We start from the raw sequence: 21,617 nt of genomic DNA on the forward strand, positions 1-21,617 counted from the left end.
TCACGAGATCAGGTCGCCGGCCGCACCGGCGGCTGGGCCGCCGAGCGCCGGAAGCATCAACTGGGCCATGGTTCGAAGGCCCTGATCGTGGACGATCGTGAAGTGGTCGGCATCCACGTCGTGCACCCGTACGGGCTTGCCGATGAACCGGCCGAAGCCGTTGGTGCGGTCCTCGTCCAGGCGCCGCAGCGGGGACAGCCCGGACGGGTTCTGTGCGCCCACGAACCCCTGGGTGGCGTGGAAGAAGGTCACGTCCACGGGCTCCGGTAGCGGCTGCGGGACGTACTCGGTGAGCAGCCTGACGTTCTGGTTGAACGCCTCGTAGGTACGCTCCAGCAGCCGCAGGATGTTGTCGTACGCCAGCGTCACGGGCGCGTTGTCGACGACGTGGCGCGCGATCAGCCTCAGCTGCTCGTCCTCCTCCCTGCCCAGCAGCGATTCGAGTTTCACCAGCTCGGCTATGTTCCACCGGTGACAGTAGGAGTTGCCGAGCATCATCAGCGGCAGGCTCTCGGACTCCTCGTCCGTGAGTGAGGACCAGTCCACCCCGGCCCAGGCGGGTGTGGTCGGCATGATGCCGTCAGCGACGATCATGGACTGGACCCGCTCGCCCAGGTGCAGGAGCTGACGCGCGACCTCGTAGGCCACCGTGCCGCCGAAGGACGAACCGCCCAGCACGTACGGGCCACCCGGACTGTCGGCACGTATGGCCGCGACGTACTCGGAGCACATCTCCTGGAAGGTGTCGAACCGGTGCAGGTGCGAGTCCACGTCGATCTGTTCGACGCCCATCAGTGGGTAGTCGGCGCCCAGGAACCGCGACAGGTACAGTCCGTAGCTGACGTCACCGTACATGTGGTGCATCCAGTAGGAGCGGTACTTGTCGCCCGCCTGGTTGATGCGGGTGACGAACTGACGCTTCCGCAGCGGCTTCTCGGCACCCGAGCGCCACTCCCTGCGTAGGTCGACGGCGGCGCCGGCGCTGGTGAGGTACTCCGGACGGCTCGGCAGGTCGATGGTCCGCGGCGTGTCCGCCAGCCAGCGCTGCCAGTCCCCCGTCGCGGGCTGTCCGTTCGTCAGCGCGCGGACGACGGTGATACGCGCCGGACCCGCAAGGGGCCGGGGCGAGTACTCCGCCAGGGCCGTGTTCAGCGCGGTGCGGTGGGTATGGGCCTCCCGCAGCCAGTCCGTCAGAGCGGCCTCGGGCAGCGGCGGACGCGCGTGCTCGCTGAGCACCCTGGTCGCGTCGGCGAAGTCCGCCTCGTCGGCGCCGCTGCCCGGCACGTCGGCGCCGAGCCACCGGTACGCGCCCCAGAGAGTGCCGAAGGCACCGGTCAGCGCGCCGAGTCCGCGTCCGATGGGCGTGCCGGGCTCGGGGGCGCCGAGCAGCAGCAGTTCCTCAACCTGGTGGCCGAGATCCGTCAGTCCTCGGGCAACCTCGAACGCGATCACCGCGCCCGCTCCCTGACCCGCTATGCGGTATGGCCCCTCGGGGCGGTCCCGGACGATCGCGTCCGTGGCGGTCGCGGCCAACTCCGCCACCGAGGTGAGCGACGCCCGGCCGGCGCCGAACCCGGGCGGCTCCACGCCCATGACAGCGCCCCCGTCGGCGAGGGCGGACTGGAAGTGGGTGAGCCAGCTCAGTTCACCGGTGTCACCAGGCAGGCAGTAGACGGGGACACCGGCGACGTCTGGGACGAAGGAGATCACCTGGGATTCGCTCGGAGGTTCCTCCTTCTCGGCGGACTCCTTCCCGGCGGGTGTCGTCGCCTCGTCCTCCGGAGCGGCGACGCTCGCCCGAACCGAGGGCTGGGTGTGGCGCGTTGAGGCGTCAGACGGGTGGACGTCCGGAGTCTGGACGTCCGGAGTCCGGTGGTCGGGTTCCTGTGCGGGGGCGGGCCCGGTGACCGTCGCCGCCGGGTCGGGGCTCGTGGCGGCGATGTGCTCCACGAGGCGGTTCAGTGTCGGATACTCGAAGATCGCCGCCATCGGGATCTGGTCACCGAACTTTCCCTGCACCCGCTGCATGATCCGCAAGGCGACGATCGAGTCGATGCCGTACGCCGCGAAGTCCTTCGCGGGATCGACGTCCTCCGGTGGCAGCCCTACTCCCTGGGCCACCATTTCCCGGACTTGCCAGGCCACATCCGGCGCGTTACCGACCGTGTCCATCAGGTGGGTCTCCTCTCCTGTGTCCGTGTGCTGCCGCTGGGCCACAGAGACGGACGACGGCTCGGCGACCGTTGGCTCAGCGGCGGTCCTCACCAACTCCGGCTCCGCCTCGGCGACCGGTTCCTTCCGTCCCGTCGTGCCCTCGTCCGGTATCGCCGTGCGCTCGTCCGGCAGCGCGGTCTCGCCCCGTACCGGGTGTTCACCGCTCGCCAGGGGCTCGGGCAGCCAGTACGAGTCCGTCGCGAACGGGTAGGCCGGCAACGGAACCCGCCGCCCGGACACGCCCTCCGGTTCCGGCCACTCCGTCCCCTCCTGGCGCACCCACCGGACCGCCGACTCCCGCATGGGGCCGTCGCCCTCGGGCTCGCGACCGACGTGCCCCTCGACGTACCCACGCAGCCGCCGCACGAGTTCGGGCAGCGTGCCGGCGATCACCGCGAGCCGCACCTCCATGGCGGGCCGCCCCACCCGCAGGGTGTACGCCACGTCGGCAGGCCGGTGGGAGCCTTCCTCCAAACGGTCCGCGAGGGACTCCGCGTACCGGCGTAGCCTCTCGTCGGTCCGGGCGCTCAGCACGAACAGGTGCGGGCCCGAGTCGCTGTGCTCCGGTTCCGGCTCCTGGGACACGTCCGGCTCGTACTCCTCAACAACCACATGGGCGTTGACACCGCCGAAGCCGAACGAGCTGACGCCGGCCCGACGAGGCAGTTCACCGCCCCGCCCGTCCGGGAGTCTGTCCCAGGGCTTCAGCTCGTCGAGGAGGTGGAACGGTGTGCCGGCGAGTTCGATGAGCGGGTTGACGCGCTCGACGTGCAGCGAGGGTGGCAGTTGCTGGTGCTGTAGCGCCTTGATCACCTTGATGAGGCTGGCGACGCCGGCGGCGGTCTCCAGGTGCCCGACGTTCGTCTTGACGCTGCCGAGCGCGCAGTAGCCCGTACGGTCACCGGCGCCCAGCTCACGGTACGCCTGCACGAGGCCGTTGACCTCGATCGGGTCTCCCAGAGCCGTACCCGTGCCGTGTGCTTCGAGGCAGGTGACGGTATCCGCCCGTACCCCCGCGGCACGATGGGCGCGCACGATGACGTCGGCCTGTGCCTCCGGGTTGGGAGCGGTCAGGGAGTTCGCACGCCCACCGTGGTTGATGGCGGTGCCGCGTACGAGGGCGTAGACGTGGTCCCCGTCGGCCAACGCCCGGCTGAGCGGTTTGAGCAGCAGCGCCGCGACTCCCTCACCGCGCACGTAGCCGTTGGCACGGTGGTCGAAGGTCTTGCACAGCCCGTCGGGCGCGAGCATCCCGGACTTGCCGAAGGCCAGAAACCCGGTGGGCGACAGGATCGCGTTGACCCCGCCGGCCAGCGCGGCGTCGCACTCACCGGACCGGATCGCCTGTACGGCCCGGTGCACCGCGGTCAGCGAACTGGAGCACGCCGTGTCCACTGGCTCGCTCGGGCCGCGCAGCCCCAGCAGGAAGGAGATCCGGTTGGCCAGCACGCTGTGCGCGTTGCCGGTCGCGGCCTGCCCGTCGACCTCGACACCGTTGCTGATCAGCAGCTGCGCGTACTCGGAGGAACCGACGCCGACGAACACGCCGGTGCCGGTGCCCTCCAGCGAGACCGGATCGTGGCCCGCGTCCTCGACGGCCTGCCACGCCGCCTGAAGGAACAGCCGGTGCTGCGGGTCCATCGTGCGGGCCTCGCGCTTGGATATGCGGAAGAACTCGGGGTCGAAGTGGTCGATGCCGCTGAGGAAACCGCCCCAGCGGGACGGCACACGCTCGGGGTCCTGACGCGGGTCGCCGTAGATGTCCCGCCAGTCGAAACGGTCCGCGGGAATCTCCTCCACCAGGTTCCGGCCCGCGGCCAGGTTGTCCCAGTACGCCTCCAGATCCGGTGAGCCCGGGAAGCGACCCGCCATGCCGACGATCGCCACGGGGTCGTCGGTGACCGGCGCGGGCGAGTCCCCGGAGGCGGACGGTGCGCCGGCGATCCGTTCCGGCCCGGGCACACGCGCGGCGAGGGTCTCCACGAGCGAGTTGATGTCCGAGTGGGCGTACAGTTCCGGCGCCAGAACCTGTGTCCCCAGCCCCTCACTGAGTACTTCGGCCAGTTCGGTGAGGGTGATCGAGTCGAATCCGAAGTCGCTGAGGTGGTCGTCGGGCCCCACCTCCTCTCGCGCCAGGCTGAGTACCGTGCCGATGGCGGAGGCCGTCAGGTCGTACACCCGGTCACGGACCCGCTCGGCGACCCCGCCCCCGCCGGGCTCGGTCTCACTCACGGGCGCGGCCTCGCGTACGGGCGCGGCCTCGCGTACGGGCTCGGACGCCTCCGGTTCGGGCAGCCAGTACCGCTCCCTGGCGAACGGGTAGCCCGGCAGCGAGATCACGGCCCCCGCGCCACCGTGCTCACGCCAGTCCACGTCCCCGCCGTCGGCCCAACCGCGGGCCGAGTGCGCCTGTCGCGTCGGCAGCAGATCGATGTCCGGGTCCACGTCCAGCACACCGCCCGCCAACCGGTCGAGCTTGGCCGCCAGTTCCGGCAGGTCTCGCGCGACCAGCACCGTGCGGACGCGTAGTGACTCACGCCCCCTGCGCAAGGTGTGGGCGACATCGGCGAGGTCCGAGCCACTCCCCGCGCCTTGCAGGAACTTCCCCAGCAGGGAAGCGAGTTCACGCAGAGCCTCGGGCCGGCGGGCGGAAAGCGGGATGAGCTGCGGGCCCTGGCCTCCCCGGGCCAGGGGATCCGGCTCCGCCGTTCCGGGCGGGCTCTCCACGATGAGCTGGGCGTTGGCGCCGCCCGCGCCGAAGGAGCTGATCGCCGCACGCCGGACCCGCGTGCCGTCATCCCCCACGGGCCAGGGGGTCTCCTCCCGCACCAGTTCCAGTGCCGGGCCCCCGCCGCCCGACAGGGCCGCCGCGGGCGTGTCGACGTGAATGGTCGGGGTGATCACCCCGGCCCGCATCTGGAGCAGCACCTTGGTGAGCTGCGCGACGCCCGAGGCGGCCTCCAGGTGGCCGACACTGGGCTTGAGTGAGCCGACGAGCACCGGCCCGTGCCCGGCGTCCCGGCCGGCGAAGACCTGGCTCAGCGCCGTCGCCTCGACGGCGTCGGCCAACGGCGCGCCGGTCGCGGCGGCCTCGACGTACTGGATCGTATCGGGAGTCCGCCCGGCCCTGCGTAGCGCCCGGCCGAACAGCGTCGCCTGCGCGTCCGCGTCGGGTGTGGTGTACGTCGACTCGCCGGCGTTGTGGTTCACGGACGACCCGGCGATCACCGCGTGCACACGGTCGCCCGCGCGCCGGGCGGCGGAGAGCGGCTTGAGTACGACGGCACCGACGCCCTCGCCCGTCACCATCCCGTCGCCGTCGGGATCGAAGGCGCGAGCACGACCGTCCCGGGACAGCATCTTGGCCGCCGACAGCTCCGCGTGGTGGCTGGGGTGCAGGATGAGGTTCACCCCGCCGACGACCGCGGCGCCGCAGTCGCCCCGGCGGACACTCTCGCAGGCGAGGTGAATCGCGGTGAGCGAGGACGAACAGGCGGTGTCGACCGCGATACTCGGGCCGGAGAAGGCGAAAGTGTGCGAGACCCGGTTGGCGAGTGACCAGCCGGAGGAGCTACCGGTCAGTCGTTCCCCACGGCCCCAGCGCTCAGCCAGCAGGGACTGGTACGGGGTGTGCATGGCGCCGGCGAACACGCCGACCCCCGCACCCGTACCGGAGACCGCGTCGGCCTCAATCCGGGCGCGGGTCACGCCCGCGTCCTCCAGGGCCGCCCAGACGGTTTCCAGGAGCAGCCGCTCCTGCGGGTCCATGCCCGCCGCGTCACGAGGCGAGATGCGGAACAACAAGGGGTCGAAGCGGTCGACACCGTCCAGGAAGCCGCCCCAGCGGGTTTCCTCGCCGTCAGCGGCCGACTTCCGGGGGCCGTTCCGCTCCGGGACGTGCCAGCGGTCGGCCGGGACCTCCCCGATCGAGCATCGTCCCGCGCGGAGGTTGTCCCAGAAGGACCACAGGTCGTCCGCGCCCGGATAGCGCCCGGCGACACCGACCACGGCGATCGGGTCGTCGACGGGTGCGGCGTCGCCCGGTGTGGGCTGGCGGAGGTCCCCGGTGGCACCGGGTACCGCCACGGTGCTCCGGTCCGGCACGGTCGTCCCGGCGAAGTCGTGCGGACGGGTGTCCGTGGCGGGCCCCGGCCCGGCGCTCTCCTCCGGCCCGGACATGGACTCAGGCGGCGCGACGTCCATGTCCGTCAGTAGCTGGGCCACCTCAACCAGCGTCTTCCCGTCCAGGGCCTCGCCGAAGGTGACACGGCGACCCAGTTCACGCTCCAGGGAGTCCGTGACGTCCATGACGACCAACGAGTCGACGCCGTACGCCAGCAGTGGCACGGAGTCCTCGATCTCGGACTCGTCGAGCTTCAGTGAGCTGGCGAAGAGACCGCGCAGCAGACCGGTCAGCTGTCCGCGAGCGCGGCCCGCCCCGGCCGTGTCCGGGACGGGCCGCGGCGCCCGCTCCGGCGACGGTCCGATGTCCGGGCGCGACAGTACGGACTTGGTGGCGTCCTCGCGCCCGTCGGAGCCGCCGGTCCGCAGGTTGCCGCGTTCGGCCAGCAGCAGGCTCTGGTCCGCGTGCGCGTCCTCCTCCGCCGTGGCGGGGAGGGCGCGCACGTTCCGCAGGCCCGTGGCCGCGAGCACCGCGCCCCAGGTCTCGGGGCCGAGCAGCGGCGAGTGCGGCAGGCGCAGGTGCCCGTCGCCGTACAGCCACCAGCCCTCGGTGAGGCCGAAGATGAGGGTGACGGCGTCCAACACGGAGGTCGACTCGTTGATGGCGAGCAGGGCACCCGGACGCATCAGCGCCGACACGTTGTGCAACGTGGCCCGCAGGTCGGGCGTGGCGTGCAGGACGTTGGCGGCGACCACCACGTCGTACCGCCGGTCGGCGAGGTCCTGTGTACCGAGATCCGCTCCTATGTCGAGAGTCCGGAAGACCGCCTCGGGATACTCCGGGCCGAACCGCTCCTCGGCCTGTCGGACGAGCGCGGGCGAGAGGTCGGTGCAGACGTAGGACGGTGGGTCCCCGGTCTCTCGGAGAGCTTCCATGAGGGGGCGGGTGGTGCCTCCGGTGCCCGCACCCACCTCCAGGACGGAGACCGCCCTGCCCGGATCGCGCTGTCGCAGGTCGGTCACCCGGCGGACGACCGCGGCCGTGCACATCCGGTTGAAGTGCCGCGAACGTGGGTCGTCGTGGTAGAGAGCGGCGAGCCGGTGCTGGGAGCCGCCGGGGAACAGCACTTCCAGTCCCCGGCGCCGACCGGTGAGTACCTCGGCCAGGGACGCCGCGCAGTCGGCGATCAGTTCGACCGCCGGGGCACTGAACGGGTGATCGGCGGTCAACCGTTCGCGCAGTTCCGTCCGGTCGTGCCGTTCGTACGGATCGGCGGGGAAACGGAGCCGGCCGTCTTCCTCCTCGGCGAGGTCGCCGCCGACCAACGCGGCGAGCAGAGCGTCCCACAGCCGCCGCTGGGAGCCCGCGACGCCAAGGTCCTCGGCCAGTTCGGCCGGGGTACGGGCCTCGGCCGCGGCACGCGGAAGGCCTGTCTCCCGCAGCGCGGAAAGGATCTCGCGGCGTGCGAAGTCGTCCAGGCGGGCCAGGTAGCCCCCCGGTACGGACGAGTCCCGCCGCGCCTCGGTGGCGCCGGCCCCGGCGACCCGCACCGCACGGCCGTCGCCCGGCGACTCCAGGACGTCGGCGGCGCCGTTCACCACACCTTCCGGTGTCTCGTCCCCGGTGGTCTTCAGCACGGTCACCTGGGTCAGTGGCGAACCCATCGCGCCACGGAAGGCCGCGAGGCCCTCCGTGTCGGTGAGTCCCGCCACGCCCAGGCGGGCTACGCGGCGTCGGTAGTCCTCGGTGGCGACCGATCCGCTGTTCCCCCACAGCCCCCAGTTGAGGAGCTTGACCGGCAGCCGCGTACGGGCGGCCAGGTACTGGGCGTAGGCATCCTGGAAGGTGGAGGCCGCGCTGTAGTTGCCCTGTCCCGCGTTGGCCCGGTGGGAGATCGCGGACGAGAAGAACGCCAGGAAGTCGAGCGGCTCGGCCGCCAGCGCGTCAGCCAGCACGACGGTGCCGTGCGTCTTCGCGTGCAGCACGGAACGGAACGTCTCCTCCGTCATGCCGGCCAGCAGTCCGTCGGCGAGGGTGAAGGCGGCGTGAACCGCGCCGTTGACGGCACCGAACCGTTCCCGGACACGTGAGAGCAGCGCCCGGACGGCTGTGGGGTCCGCGATGTCCGCCCGCTCGTAGACGACCTCGGCTCCCGCCTCCCGCAGCTCGGACAGCAGATCGTGCGGGAGTTGGTCAGCGGAGCGGCGACCGACCAGCACCAGCCGGGCCGCGTACTCGTGTGCCAGCTGGCGGGCCACCGCACGTCCCAGCCCGCCGGCGCCACCTACCAGGAGATACGTACCGCCGTGCCGGAACGGCGGCGTCTCCTGGGCGGAATCCGGCAGGGTGACCGTGCGGAGTGTCCTGCCCAGCCGGGCTCTGCCGCGCAGGGCGATCTCCCGTACCGGGAAGACGGTCGGCTCGTCACGCACGGCCGCCGCGAGCCGCGGCAGCTCGGCCCCGCCGCGAGCCAGCGCCCTCCGATCCAGGTCGAGGCAGCTGACCGAGACGAAGGGCAGCTCCCGGGCTACCGTCTTGGCGAGTCCCGGGAGCGTGGCCGCGTACGGGTTCCGGGCCGCCACTCCCGGGTCGATCTGCTGCGTGTCGCTGGTGACGACGGACAACCGCAGCCCCTCGGGACGGACTTCGGCGAGCAGCTTGGCGAGCTGGAACAGCGCCACGCAGCCCTGGTCCAGCATGGTGTCGAGATGGTCCAGGTCGGCGGCGCTGTAGTAGCGCTCGTCCACCCCGCCGAGGAAGTGGATCTGGCTGTCGGCGGGCAGCGCCCGCACCGCCGAGTCCATCGAACGACCCGCGTCCGCCGCGTCGAGGCGCAGCGACCGGGCGCCGGGATGGCGTGCCTCCAGAGCCGCGCCGAGGCCGAAGTCCCGCGCGGTGGTGAGGATCAGCGTGTGACCCGTGTGCGGCTCCGGGGCGGCGGAGGATTCGAGCGCCTCCCAGGCGGTACGCAGGTAGGACACACCGCCGCCGCCAGCGTCCGCAACCCCGGTGCCCGTGGTCGCGCCCGCGGGCCGGGCAATCCGAAGTTCGTGGAACGCCGCCACGGGCACGCCCCGCTCGTCGGCCAGTACCACGTCGACACAGGCGGTTCCCCGCGCCGGATCGCTGTCACGCAGTCGCACGTGCACGTGCCGGGCGTCCCGGACACGCCCGGGCAGGTCCACCCGGGCCACCGCCGCCGGCAGCAGTGGCGCGTCGCCCGGGTTCGGGTCCAGCACGCCGTGTACGGCGTGCAGGGCACCGTCCAGCACGCCGGCGTCCACGGCCCACTCGGCGGCACCGCTCGCAGCGTGCGGAGTCAGTTCGCCGTGCGCTTCGCCGCCGGGCGCTGAGCGTACGACCGCGAGCCGCCGGAAGAGCGGCCCGTAGGAGAGCCCGGCCTGCTCGGCGACGGCGTAGAAGTCGGAACCCTCGTGCCGCACGGTGCAGCGTGCCCGCAACGCGTCCAGGTCGACGGGGCCGGGAGCGGAGGGCTGCTCCTGGTCCGGGCTGAACCGTACGGTGCCGGTGGAGTTGGCCTGGGGAGCGTCGCCTTCCGCGGCGCCGATCTCGTAGGAGAGCCCGTCGGCGCACCGCGTGAGCGTGACGCGTACGGTCGTGCCCTCCTCGGGGACCTCGACCGGAGCGCGCCACCGCACATCGGTGATCTCCCGCACCCGGCCGTGCCGCAGCGCCTCGGCCGCCGCCACCGCCATCTGGAGCTGTACCACTCCGGCGACCACGGCGCGCCCCTCGACGAGGTGGTCGGAGACGGCTGGCTCGTCCCGGCGCAGAGCGGCCTCGTACACCACTCCCTCAAGAGTCGGCACGACGCGGTCGAGTGGCCCGTACGTATCTCGGCGCGTCGCGGTGTCCGCCTCCAGCGGTGGCGTCGTGGTGACCCAGTGCCGGCCCCCCGCGAAGGGGTACGAGGGCAGTGGAACGCGCCGGGCCCCCTCGAAGGCCCCCGCCCAGTCGACGTGTGCGCCCTCCGTCCAGAGCCGACCGAGCGCGATCCAGTCCCCGGCGTCGAGCAGCCCCCGGATGTGCTCCGGGCTGGACGAGGCCGCGGGCGCGGAGTCGGTGCTTCCGATGACCAGGCCGTTCGACGCGCCGGTCCGGACGTACTCCTCCAGACGGCGGCGGAGCTCGGGCACGGTACGGGCGGTGACGGCGAGCCGTCTCTCCAGCTCCTCACGCCCCGTCGCCAGGGTGAATGCCACGTCGGCAAGCGCGGGTTCGGGCTCGGCCTCCTCAAGGTGCTGGTGCAGCCGCCGCGCCACGGCTCGTAGACGCTCGTCGGTCTTCGCGGACAGGACGACGAGCCGCTGCGTGCCGGCCGGTGCCGGGGTGCCCCGCCGCGGTGCCCGCGGTGGTTCCTCCAGGATCACGTGACCGTTGGCGCCACCCGCCCCGAAGGAGCTGACCGCCGCGCGAAGCGGTGTGCCGGGCTCGACCGGCTCCCACGGAGCGCCTTCGCGCTGGAGCACGAACGGCGAACGCGCCAGGTCGATCTGGGCGTTGACCTCCTCGCAGTGCAGCGAGGGCACCAACCGCCGGTGCGCGAACTGGAGCAGCACCTTGGTGATACCGGCCACGCCCGCGGCCGACTCGGCGTGCCCGATGTTGGACTTCACGGAACCGATCGCGCAGTAGCCGACGCGTTCGGTGTGCTCCGCGAAGGCTCGACGCAGACCCTCGATCTCGATCGGGTCCCCGAGAGCCGTACCGGTTCCGTGCGCCTCGACGTAGCCCACACTGTCCGCCGGGACCCCGGCGGATCGCAGTGCGGACGAGATCACGCTCGCGTGCGCGCGGGGGGACGGCACGGTGTAGCCGTTGGTCCGGCCGCCGTGGTTGACGCTGGTGGCCCGGATGACGCCGTGGACGTGGTCGCCGTCCTCCAGGGCCGCCGACAGCGGCTTGAGAACCAGCGCTCCGGCTCCCTCGCTGGGAACGAAGCCGTCCCCGCCGGCGCCGAACGCGCGGCAGCGACCGTCGGTGGACAGCAGCCGCATGTCCGCGAGCACCCCGTACTTGATGGGGTGTGTCTGGATGTGCGCGCCCCCGGTGACCGCCATCTCGCACTCGCCCCGGCGCAGCGACTCGACCGCCAGGTGAAGCGCGGTCAGCGACGACGAGCAGGCGGTGTCGACCACGAGGCTGGGTCCGTGCGCGTCCAGCAGGTAGGAAAGCCGGTTGGCGACCGAGAAGTCCATGGAGTGGGCGATGATCGGGTTGTTCTTTCCCCACTCCTCAGCGCCGATGAGCTTGTAGGAGGTGGCGGTGACGCCGGCGAACACTCCCAGCGCGTGCTCGTCGCCCCGACGCGTGCGCTCGTGCAGCGAACGGCGGGAGTATCCCGCGTTCTCCAACGCCGACCACGCCACTTCGAGGAACACCCGCTCGGTCGGATCGGCACGTTCGGCGTCACGGGGCGAGACATTGAAGTAGAGCGCGTCGAAGCGGTCAGCGTCTTCGATGAAGCCGCCCCACTTCGCGTACGTCCTGCCATCGGTACGCTCTCCCGGCGCGTAGTACCGGGAGTGGTCCCAACGGCCGGGAGGCACCTCGGTGATGGCGTCCCTGCCGTCGCGCAGCGTCCGCCAGTACTCGTCGAGACCGTCGCCGCCGGGGTAGCGTCCGGCGACGCCGACGATCGCGATCGGCTCGTCCCCGGGGCGGTCGGGGCCGGAGTCGGATGACGCGCCGTCATCAGCGGGCCGAACAGCGGCCGGGAGTTCGTGCTGGCCGGGTTCCCGGTGCGTCGTCGCGGCCTCACCGGGTGGGGCGGGGGTGGACGTCTTCTGGAGGAGGTCACGCAAAGCCTCGCCGTGTTCCGCCACCAGATAGCGGGTCAGTTCGCGTACGGTGCGGTTGTCGAAGAGGAGCGTGGCCGGAAGCGGCCCGAGCCGGTCCTCGAGAACGACGCTGATCCGCTTGATCAGGACGGAGTCCACGCCGACCGTGGACAGTTCCTGGTCGGCCTGGAGCCGCCCGGCGGGCAGCTGGATGACCTCGCTGACCAGGCCGAGCAGATACTCCTCCGCGGCGGGTCCGACGCCGTCGCCCCGCTCGCCGGAGTCCTCGCCTCCGACCCCGACGGCGACCCCGCCTCCGCCGGCCGCCGTGCGGTCGGCGGTCTCCGGGTCCGCGTCCCGGTCGGCGAGATGCCGTGCCAGGTACGTACGGATACGTGAGGCGTCCCCGTACATGACGAAGAACTCGGGTCGCCCGGACGCGAGCGCCGCGCCGATGGTGCCCAGCATGTGGCTGCACGGCATGGCGACCATGCCGTGCAGGTCACGGGCGGCGCGCTGGTCGCGCTCGTCCAGCCGCATACCGCCGCCCGCCAGGAGCGGCAGCGCCACTGAGACGGTGTTCCCGCGCCGGGTGCCCGCGGCGGCGGCCTCGGCGCGACGTGCCGCGCACGCGCCGAGGGCCCGGTTCGCGGCGGCGTAGTCGCTCTGCCCCGGTCCACCGATGTACGCGGCGACGGAGGAGAACAGTACGAACATCTCCAGCGGTTCGGCCGCGGTGGCCTCGTCGAGGAGGGCCGCGCCGGTGACCTTCGGCGCCAGCACCCGACGCACCGCCCGCGCGTCCTGGTTCACGAGATACGCGTCCTCGTTGACGCCCGCCACGTGCAGGACTCCGGTGAGCGGACCGAACTCCTCGCGGGCTCGGGCGACGGCCCGCTCGACGTCCTCGCGGTGGGTGACGTCCGCCTGGACGTAGATCGCCTGGCCACCGCACGTACGTACGCGGTCCAGCAGTTCACGTGTCGCGGTGTCCGGCGCCGAGCGACCGAGCAGCACCAGGCGTGCCGCGTAGCGGTCGGCGAGCAGTTCGGCGAGCTGTACGCCGACGCCGCCGGTGCCGCCGGTGACGAGGTAGACACCGTGCTCCCGCCACGGATCCGGGGTCTCCTCGGCTGTGGGAACGGGGGTGAGGATCCGGGTGGAGCGCCCGTCGCCGCCGTGGCGTACCTGGGCTGTCCCGGGGACGGGCAAGGTGAGTTCCGCCCTGGCGAGCGCGAGGGACGAGCGGTCCCCGGCGGGCACGGCGGGTTCGGTGACGTGTACGGCGACGGCGCGGACGCGACGGTCCTCCTGGCCGGCGATCTGGCACAGGCCCCCCAGGGCGTCCGCCGTATCGGAGTGCTCACCGCCCGCCGTCAGCACCGCCAGTGCGACCCGTTCCTGACCGTGTTCCGCTATCACCGCCCGCGCCAGGCCGAACGCCGCGTCGAGCACGACGGGCCCGGGCACGTCCCGGGCGTCCAGGACGACGCGGGTCGTCCCCCGGCCCGTCGCGCGCACCGCGTGCCACACGCGGGGCCAGTCCACGGTCGTGGCCGTCGGCACCAGGTACTGCCCGAGGTGGTCCTGGCCCTCGGCGCCTCCGGAACGCAGCACGACGACGAGGGCGTCAGCGTCCGGGAGGGGCTGGGTCACACGCGTGGACGCGGCCCACCCTGACTGGTAGTGAACGATCTGGTGGTTGCCGGACGGGGTGGGTGTCGCGGCCGTCCGTGACATGGCGAGCCGCCGCAGAAGGACGGCCGCCTCGCGGGTGTCCAGTTCCCCCCGGCGTACCCGGTCCAGGATCTCCCGCTTCACCGCTGCTGGGTTGGCGTTCATCGATTGCCCCCGTCCTCGACAACCAACATGTCGTCGACTTCGTCGAGAGACCTGGTCCCGTCCCGCAGGTCGTTGAGTAGGTGGAGCCATTCCTCGTCACTGTCCGGCGGAGCGGCGTCGGCCTCCGCCGGTTCGTCCGCCCAGTGCCGGGTGGGTTCGAAGGGGTAGCCCGGGAGCGGCACCCGACGCGGCGCGGACCCGGAACCGTCGGTGTGCGGTTCGGGCAACTCGCCTCCGGCGATCCAGTGCCGGGCGAGGGCGTCCGGGCTGGTGGCAGCCGCCGGGCTCGACGTGGTCGGCTGCGCGGTGGCCTCGCCGAGGAACGTCCCGGGAAGGTCGAAGTGGCCCTCCTGGCACGAGCGCAGCCGTTCCACCAGTTCGTGGCTGTCCCGCACGAGGAGAGCGAGTCGCCAGGGCATCGGGTCCCGGCCGACTCTCAGGGTGAACGCCACGTCGTCGAGCCGCGGTTCGGGCCGCCGCGCGGCACGCCGGGCCGCCAGGTGGTCCGCGAGCCGCCCGGCGCTGAGGCGCAGGGCGGCTTCGGTACGGGCCGAGAGCACGATCAGCCTCGGTGCCCCGGAAGCCGGTTCGGCCTCGCGCTCGGGCTCGATGTGCTCCTCCAACAGCACATGACAGTTGGTTCCGCCGAACCCGAGTGAGGTGACTCCGGCGCGGCGGGGCGTCTCGCGCCCCCGCTGGTCGGTGAGCCGCGGCCACGGCCGGTGCTCGCTGACCACCGTGAACGGACTGCCATCGAGCTCCAGTAGTGGATTGGCGCTGCCGAAGTTGATGCTCGCGGGCAGTTCACCGTGCCGCATGGAAAGCAGCGTCTTGACCGTGCTGACCAAGCCCGCCGCGGCCTCCAGGTGGCCGATGTTCGACTTCACGCTGCCCAGCGCGCACCAGGGCTCCACGGGTTCGTTCTCCGGCCGGCCGGTGAGGTCGGCGAACGCCTTGCGCAGGCCCCGGACCTCGATCGGGTCTCCGACATGGGTGGCGGTGCCGTGGGCTTCCACGTAGGTGACGGTGCGCGGGTCGACTCCCGCCCGCCGGTAGACGGAGGCGATCAGGTCTGCCTGGGCCGCCGGATTGGGCACGGTCATCGAGGGGACCTGGCCGCTGTGCCCCACTCCGCTTCCGCGTATCAGGCCGTGCACGGTGTCCCCGTCAGCCAGTGCCGCCGACAACGGTTTGAGGTAGAGCGCGCCCACACCTTCGCCGCGCACCATGCCGTTGGCGCCGTCGTCGAAGGGTCGGCACGCGCCGTCCGGGGAGAGGACCCCGAGCTGGCCCAGCGCCACGAACAGCCTCGGCCCCAGGTTGAGATGGACGCCGCCCACGAGTGCCGCCCCGCACTCCCCGTGCCGGATCGCGAGGGCGGCCCGGTGCAGTGCCGTGAGCGAGCTGGAGCACGCGGTGTCCACCGTCTCGCTGGGGCCGTGCAGCCCGAACTGGTACGAGATCCGGTTGGACAGGATGCAGTGACCGACGCCGAGGCTTGAGTGGGGTTCGCGGTCGCGGCCGATCCGGATCAGGTGCCCGTCGTAGTCGTGTGAGGTCGCCCCGACGAACACCCCGGTGTCGGTTCCGCTCAACCCGCCCGGCCGGTGGCCCGCGTCCTCCACGGCCCGCCAGGCGCTGGTCAGCAGAAGTCGCTGCTGAGGGTCCATGAGTCCGGCCTCCAGCGGCGAGATGGAGAAGAACTCCGCGTCGAACTCCTCGACACCCTCGATGAAGGCTCCCCAACGGGAGTCGGTCTTGCCCGCCTCCCGCTGCGGATCGCCGTAGACCGGTCGCCAGTCGAAGCGTTCCCGGGGAATCTCCGTGACCAGGTCGGCGCCCTCGCGCAGCCGTTGCCACAGTTCCTCGTAGTCGGGCGAGCCGGGGAAGATCCCGGCCATGCCGACAACGGCCACGGGATCATCGTCGCCGGCCCTGTCGTGTGCGGCGGCGGACTCGTACGTCGCCGGGCGGGGCGTCAGGGTGGCTCGCGGTGGTGCCGCCGGGCGCGGTGCCTCGGCGGCCCTCGGGTCAGCGACGACCGTGCCGCCTTCCTCCTCCCTGCCGGCGGGGGCTCGTTCAGCCGGTTCAGCGGGTTCAGCGGGTTCAGCGGGTTCAGCGGGTTCAACGAGTTCAACGAGTTCAGCGGGGAGCGTGGCGATCGCCGACGCACAGGGCTCGGGGGCGTTCTCCAGCAGGTACGCGGCGACCGCCGCCAACGTCCGGCATTCGTACAGCAGCACCTTGGGGAGTGGGCCGAACGTGCCCTCCATGGTGCGCACCAACTGGATGGACCCGAGCGAGTCCAGGCCGTAGCGCTCGAAGGTGGTGACCCCGTCGATCGTGTCGACGGGAACACGTAGGAACGTCGCCAGCTCGTGGCGGAGGTAGCGCACCAGTCGGGCGCTGGTGTCCTCCTCCGGGGTGTCGGGCCGGGTCGGGGCCGGAGCGGGCGGCTCCGGCGCCGCGCGCGTCTCGCCCGCCGGGACGCGGCGGGCCTGTGGCCCGGCCGTGGGCGCCCCGTCGAGCGCGCCGGGCGCCGCGCGGCTCAGCAGTACGGACTGGTCGGCGTCGGCCTCCGCCACGTCGGCGGCGCCGAACACGCTCACCTGGTCGAATCCGGCCACGTCCAGAACCGTGCGCCAGTGGGCGGCGTCCAGTAGCGGGGACCCCGGTAGTCGCCAGTCCCGTGCTGCCTGCCATCCCGGGGCGATGCCGAGCATCAGCGTCAGGTAGTCCAGTGCCCGGGTCAGCTCGTTGAGGGCCAACACGCCACCATCCGCGAGCAGTCGGCGGATACGGGCGGTCGAGTCCGCGAGCACCCGGGTGGCGTGCACCACGTTGCTGGCGACCACGACGTCGAACGAACCGGGCTCGAAGCCCTGCGGCTCCGGCTCCGTGTCCAGGTCGAACCTCTCGTAGCGCACCTCGGTCCGGTGTCCGGACAGCCGCTCCCGGGCGGCCGGGAAGAACGCGGGCGAGACGTCGGTGAACCAGTAGCTGACGGCACCCTCGGGCAGGCCGTACGCGTCGAGCTGCCGCAGGACGCGCTCCGTCGTGGCACCCGAGCCCGCACCGATCTCCAGCACCCGCAGCGGCGCCCCGGGATGGCGGGCGTGACGCTCCCGCAGGTGTCCAGCGGTCGCATGGGCGATGAGGTCGTTGTAGTGGTCGGCGATCCCGGTGTTCCCGTAGATGCGTGAGATGCCCGCCTCTCCGTCCGGGAAGAACAGCTCGATGGGGCTGGTCCGTCCGGTCAGCACCTCGGGCAGCCGTGGTGTCCAGTCGGCGACCAGGTCAATGTGCGGGTGGATCTCACGATGGGTCCGGGCCAGCTCCCGCAGCTTCTCCAACAGCCTGTCCCGCTCGGCCGCCTCGCCGTCGGCGGGCGGTTGGGTCTCCCGCAGGGCGCTCTCCAGGAACTCGATGAAGCGCTCCCGACCGGGCACGATCTCCATACGGTCGGCGAGCCGTTCACCGGCGGCCAGCCTGCCCCGGCCGGTGTGCTGCCGTAGCACCGAAGCCGCGAGCCGGCGGCCGAGGGCACCGAAGTCGAGCAGCCCGGTGAGAATCCGCGCCCCCGGATAGCGGCTGTCCGCGACGTGCGCGGCGAGCGCACCGGCGAGCTTCGCGGTGTCCTGAACCTCACCAACATGCGGGCCCGGGACACTCCGGGGCGCGTCCGCCGGCTGGGGGTCCTCGCACAGCCAGAAGCGCTCGCGCTTGAACGGGTAGGTGGGCAACGCGACCCGCGGCTCCGGGCGGCCGTCCGGGCCCGTCGGCCACGTGACGGACTCGCCACCGACCCACCGGCGGGCGCGTTCCACCGCCCGGTTGTGCCCGGCGGCGTCGCCCCCGGCGTGTGCCATGTCGTGGACACCGCCCACACCCTCCGCGGAATCCGCGTCGTACGCCGTGCTGAAGGACTCCAGACCACGGGCCAGCCCCGCTCGGCTCTCGGCGATCACGGCGAACCGTACGGCGGCCTCCTCACGACCGTTCTGCAACGTGGACGCGATACCGGACGCGGGCAGTCCGCACCCCGCCGCGAGGAAGTCCCGGTACCGTTCCGCCAGTGCGCGCAGCCGCTCCGGGTCCCGGGCGGAGAAGGGAAACACCAGCGGGCCCCCCGCTCCCGCCGCCGTCCGCCGCACTGGCGGTTCCTCCAGTACCACGTGCGCGTACGCGCCACCGAAGCCGAAGGAACTGACACCGGCCCTGCGCGGCACGCCGGGCGGCGGAGTCCACGGAACCGGCTCCCGGTTGACGTACAGCGGCCCCCGGTCGAGGCGGCAGTACTCGTTGGGCTCCTGGAAGGAGGGCATGGCCGGGATGAGGCCGTGCCGCATGGACAGGACCGTCTTGACGACACCGACCAGGCCCGCGGCGCCCTCGGCGTGCCCGAGGTGTGCCTTCGCGCTGCCGAGAGCGACGAACGGCTCGTCGTCGCCGTGACCATGGCCGCGCAGCGCCTCCCGCAGCGCCTCGACCTCGATCGGGTCGCCGAGCTTGGTACCGGTGCCGTGCGCCTCGACGTAGGTGAGCGTGCCGGGGTCGATGGCCGCTTCCTTCCAGGCGCGACGCAGCAGTTCCTCCTGGCGGGCCTGGCTGGGTGCGGTGACAGAGCTGGCGTGGCCGCCGTGGTTGACCGTGGCGGCCTTGATGACCGCGTGCACCGGGTCACCGTCCTCCAACGCCCGGCTCAGCGGCTTGAGCAGGACGGCGGCGACCGCTTCCGCGGGGACGTAGCCGTCGGCGCGAGAGTCGAAGCTGTAGCAGCGGCCACCCGGCGACAGCGCGCCGATAGCGGACAGCTTCAGGTAGTGACGCGGGCTGGCGACGAGGTTCGTACCAGCCGCGAAGGCCATGCCGCACTCCCCACGGCGCAGCGACTCGACGGCCAGCTGAAGCGCGGTCAACGAGGAGGAACAGGCGGTGTCGACGGTCAGGCTCGGCCCGCTGAGGTCGAAGAAGAACGACGGGCGGTTGGCCGTCATCGACATGGCGGCACCGATCGGGTCGTGCACTCCGACCGTGCGGTTCCGCGCGATCATCTCGTTGTCGTAGTCCTGGAAGCACTGCCCGGTGAAGACGCCCGTGTCGGAGCCACGCAGTGTGGACGCGACCCCCGCGTCCTCGGCCGTGGCGTGGAGCACCTCAAGCAGCAGCCGCAACTGCGGGTCCATGCTCTCGGCCTCGCTCGGCAGGACGTGGAAGAAGTCGGCGTCGAAGGCGTCGATCGCGTTGAGGAAGGCGCCATGCCGGCAGTTCGTCAGTCCCGCCTCGTTACCGGTCGGGTCGTAGTAGCGACCGTGGTTCCAGCGGCTGTCCGGTACCGGGGTCACCAGGTCCTCCCCGGCGGCGAGTTTGCCCCAGAACGCGTCCGGGTCGTCGGCGCCGGGAAACCGGCCGCCGATCCCGATGACGGCTATGTCCTCCTCCCGGGGATCGCGGTCACGCTGACGGTCCGGGTGCCTGGCGACGGTGGCCCGCTCACCACGGCCGGACGGCCCCGGGCCCCATGAACCGCTGTCGTGTGCGGGGGGCGGGGACTCCGCGTGGCTCCCGTGCACGGCCGGTCCGTCCCGTCGGGCGAGTTCCCGGCCGTACTCCCGGACCAGGTACGCGGACAGGTCAGGCACGTTGGGGTGACGGAACAGCACGGTGGGCGGCACGCTCACGCCGAAGGTCTCGTCGAGGGCGTTGTTGAACTCGACGAGAGCGGACGAGGTGAGTCCCAGCTCCATGAAGTTGTGCTCGGCCAGCTCGTTCGGGTCCTCCCCCGCGGGGCCGGGAACCAGCGAGCCGAGGATGGTGGTGACCCGTTCGGTCACCGTACGCAGCGATTCGGGTTGGTCTCCGCTGGCGACGGGCGTGGGCGCCACCTCCACGGCGGCGGAACGCGCCCGCTCCTCGACGGTGCGGTCACCGGCTGAGGTCGCGGCCTCACCACCCGGCTCCAGCCAGACGCTCCGACGGGCGAAGTTCGTGACGGGCAGCGGCTCCCGCCAGGGTCGGTGACCGGCGGGCGCCTCCTCCACGATGACGTGGCAGTTGGTGCCTCCGAACCCGAGGGAGGAGACCCCGGCCCGGCGCGGGGCGGACTCCTTGCGCGGCCAGTCACGCCCCGTCAGTACCGGCCGGAACGGGGTCTTCTCGAAACCGATCCGCGGATGCGGTTCGTCGCAGTGCAGGGTCGGCGGCAGATGGTCGTGCCGCAGACCCAGAACCACCTTGATGAACGAGGCGATGCCACCGGCGTGCAACAGGGCACCGATGTTGGTCTTGACCGAACCGACCCCGACCGGGCCCGCTTCACCCGCCCCCTCGTACGCCTCGGCCGCCGCGGCGATCTCGATCGGGTCACCGAAGCCGCTCGCGGAACCGTGTGCCTCCAGGTAGTCGATGCTCGCCGGGTCGACCCGAGCCGACCGCAGGGCCGTGCGGATGACGTCCGACTGGGCGTCGTGGCTGGGGGTGGTGAGCCCTATGGTGCGGCCGTCGTTGTTGACGGCGGAGCCCAGGACGGTGGCCAGGATGACATCACCGTCACTCAACGCCCGCTGCTCTTCCTTGAGAAGCACCAGGCCCACGCCCTCGCCCGGCACGAAGCCGGCCGCGTCGCGGTCGAAGACCCGGGAGCGGCCGTCCGCCGACAGTGCCCCCGCCCGGTCCAGCCCGACGTAGACGAACGGGTCGAGCAGCAGCTCGACACCGCCGACGACCGCCGCCTCGCACTCACCCGAGAGCAGACTCCGCGCGGCACGGTGCAGGGCGACCAGCGACGAGGAGCACGCCGTGTCGATGGTGAGGCTCGGTCCGCGGTAGTCGAAGGCGTGCGAGATGCCCGAGCCCGTCATGTTCAGCAGCGAGTCGGCCAGCAGGTACGGGGGCGTGGGCAGTCCGGACAGGAATCCGCGCCGGGTGTAGTCGTTGGGTGCCACGCCGACGAAGACACCGGTCCTGCTGCCCGCCACCTCCTGGCGGGTGTAGCCGGCACGGTCCAAAAGCTCCTGGGCCGCCTCGAGGGTGATCCGCTGCTGCGGGTCCATCCAGCGTGCCTCCTCCGGATCGATGCCGAAGAAGCCGGCGTCGAACTGGTCGACGCCGTCGATGAAACCTCCCCACCGGGCGGCCTCGGTGACCTCGGGGCCCGCGTGCCGAAGCCAGTCATCGGACCAGCGCCCCACGGGCACGGGACCGACGGAGTCTCGGCCGTGTACCAGGTTGTCCCAGAACCGCTCCAGGCTGGGCGCCTGGGGGAACCGGCAGGACGCCGCGACGACGGCGATCCGCCCGCCGGTCGCCCGCGCACTCTCCGCCGACGGCGACGTACCGGCCGCCACCGTCGGTTCGACGGGCACAGCGGGCACGGTCGGTTCGGCCGGGGACACACCCGGTGCCGCTTCGGACCCCGCCACGTCGCCCAGCACCTCGTCCGCGAGGTGCTGGGCCAGCGCCAGGACGGAACGGTGGCGCAGCAGCAGCGTGGGGGGCATGGCCACGCCGTACCTCTCCTCCATGCCGCTCAGGGCCCGCATGGCCGCCACCGAGTCCAGACCGTACTCGGACAGGTCGTCCTCGGCGTCCAGCTCCTCCTGGGGAATCTTGAGGACGTCCCCGATGACCGCGGTGAG

General features: G+C 72.1%; 2 protein-coding genes (1 of these 2 running past the window's edge). Both read right to left on the minus strand.

What is annotated here, in order from left to right; all coding sequences use genetic code 11:
• On the minus strand, positions 1 to 13,980 hold the full coding sequence (locus AN216_RS28235; protein ID WP_070197003.1) for an SDR family NAD(P)-dependent oxidoreductase: 13,980 nt from the start codon (positions 13,978 to 13,980) through the stop codon (positions 1 to 3).
• Positions 13,977 to 21,617 carry the 3' portion of an SDR family NAD(P)-dependent oxidoreductase gene (locus AN216_RS30695; protein WP_070197004.1) on the minus strand. The gene runs 5,010 nt beyond the window's last position, so the window shows 7,641 of its 12,651 coding nt (coding positions 5,011-12,651); its start codon lies off the right edge, out of view; it ends in the stop codon at positions 13,977 to 13,979. Before AN216_RS30695 ends, AN216_RS28235 begins: the two co-directional genes overlap by 4 nt.

The organism is Streptomyces oceani, from assembly GCF_001751245.1.
Classification (GTDB): Bacteria; Actinomycetota; Actinomycetes; order Streptomycetales; family Streptomycetaceae; genus Streptomyces; species Streptomyces oceani.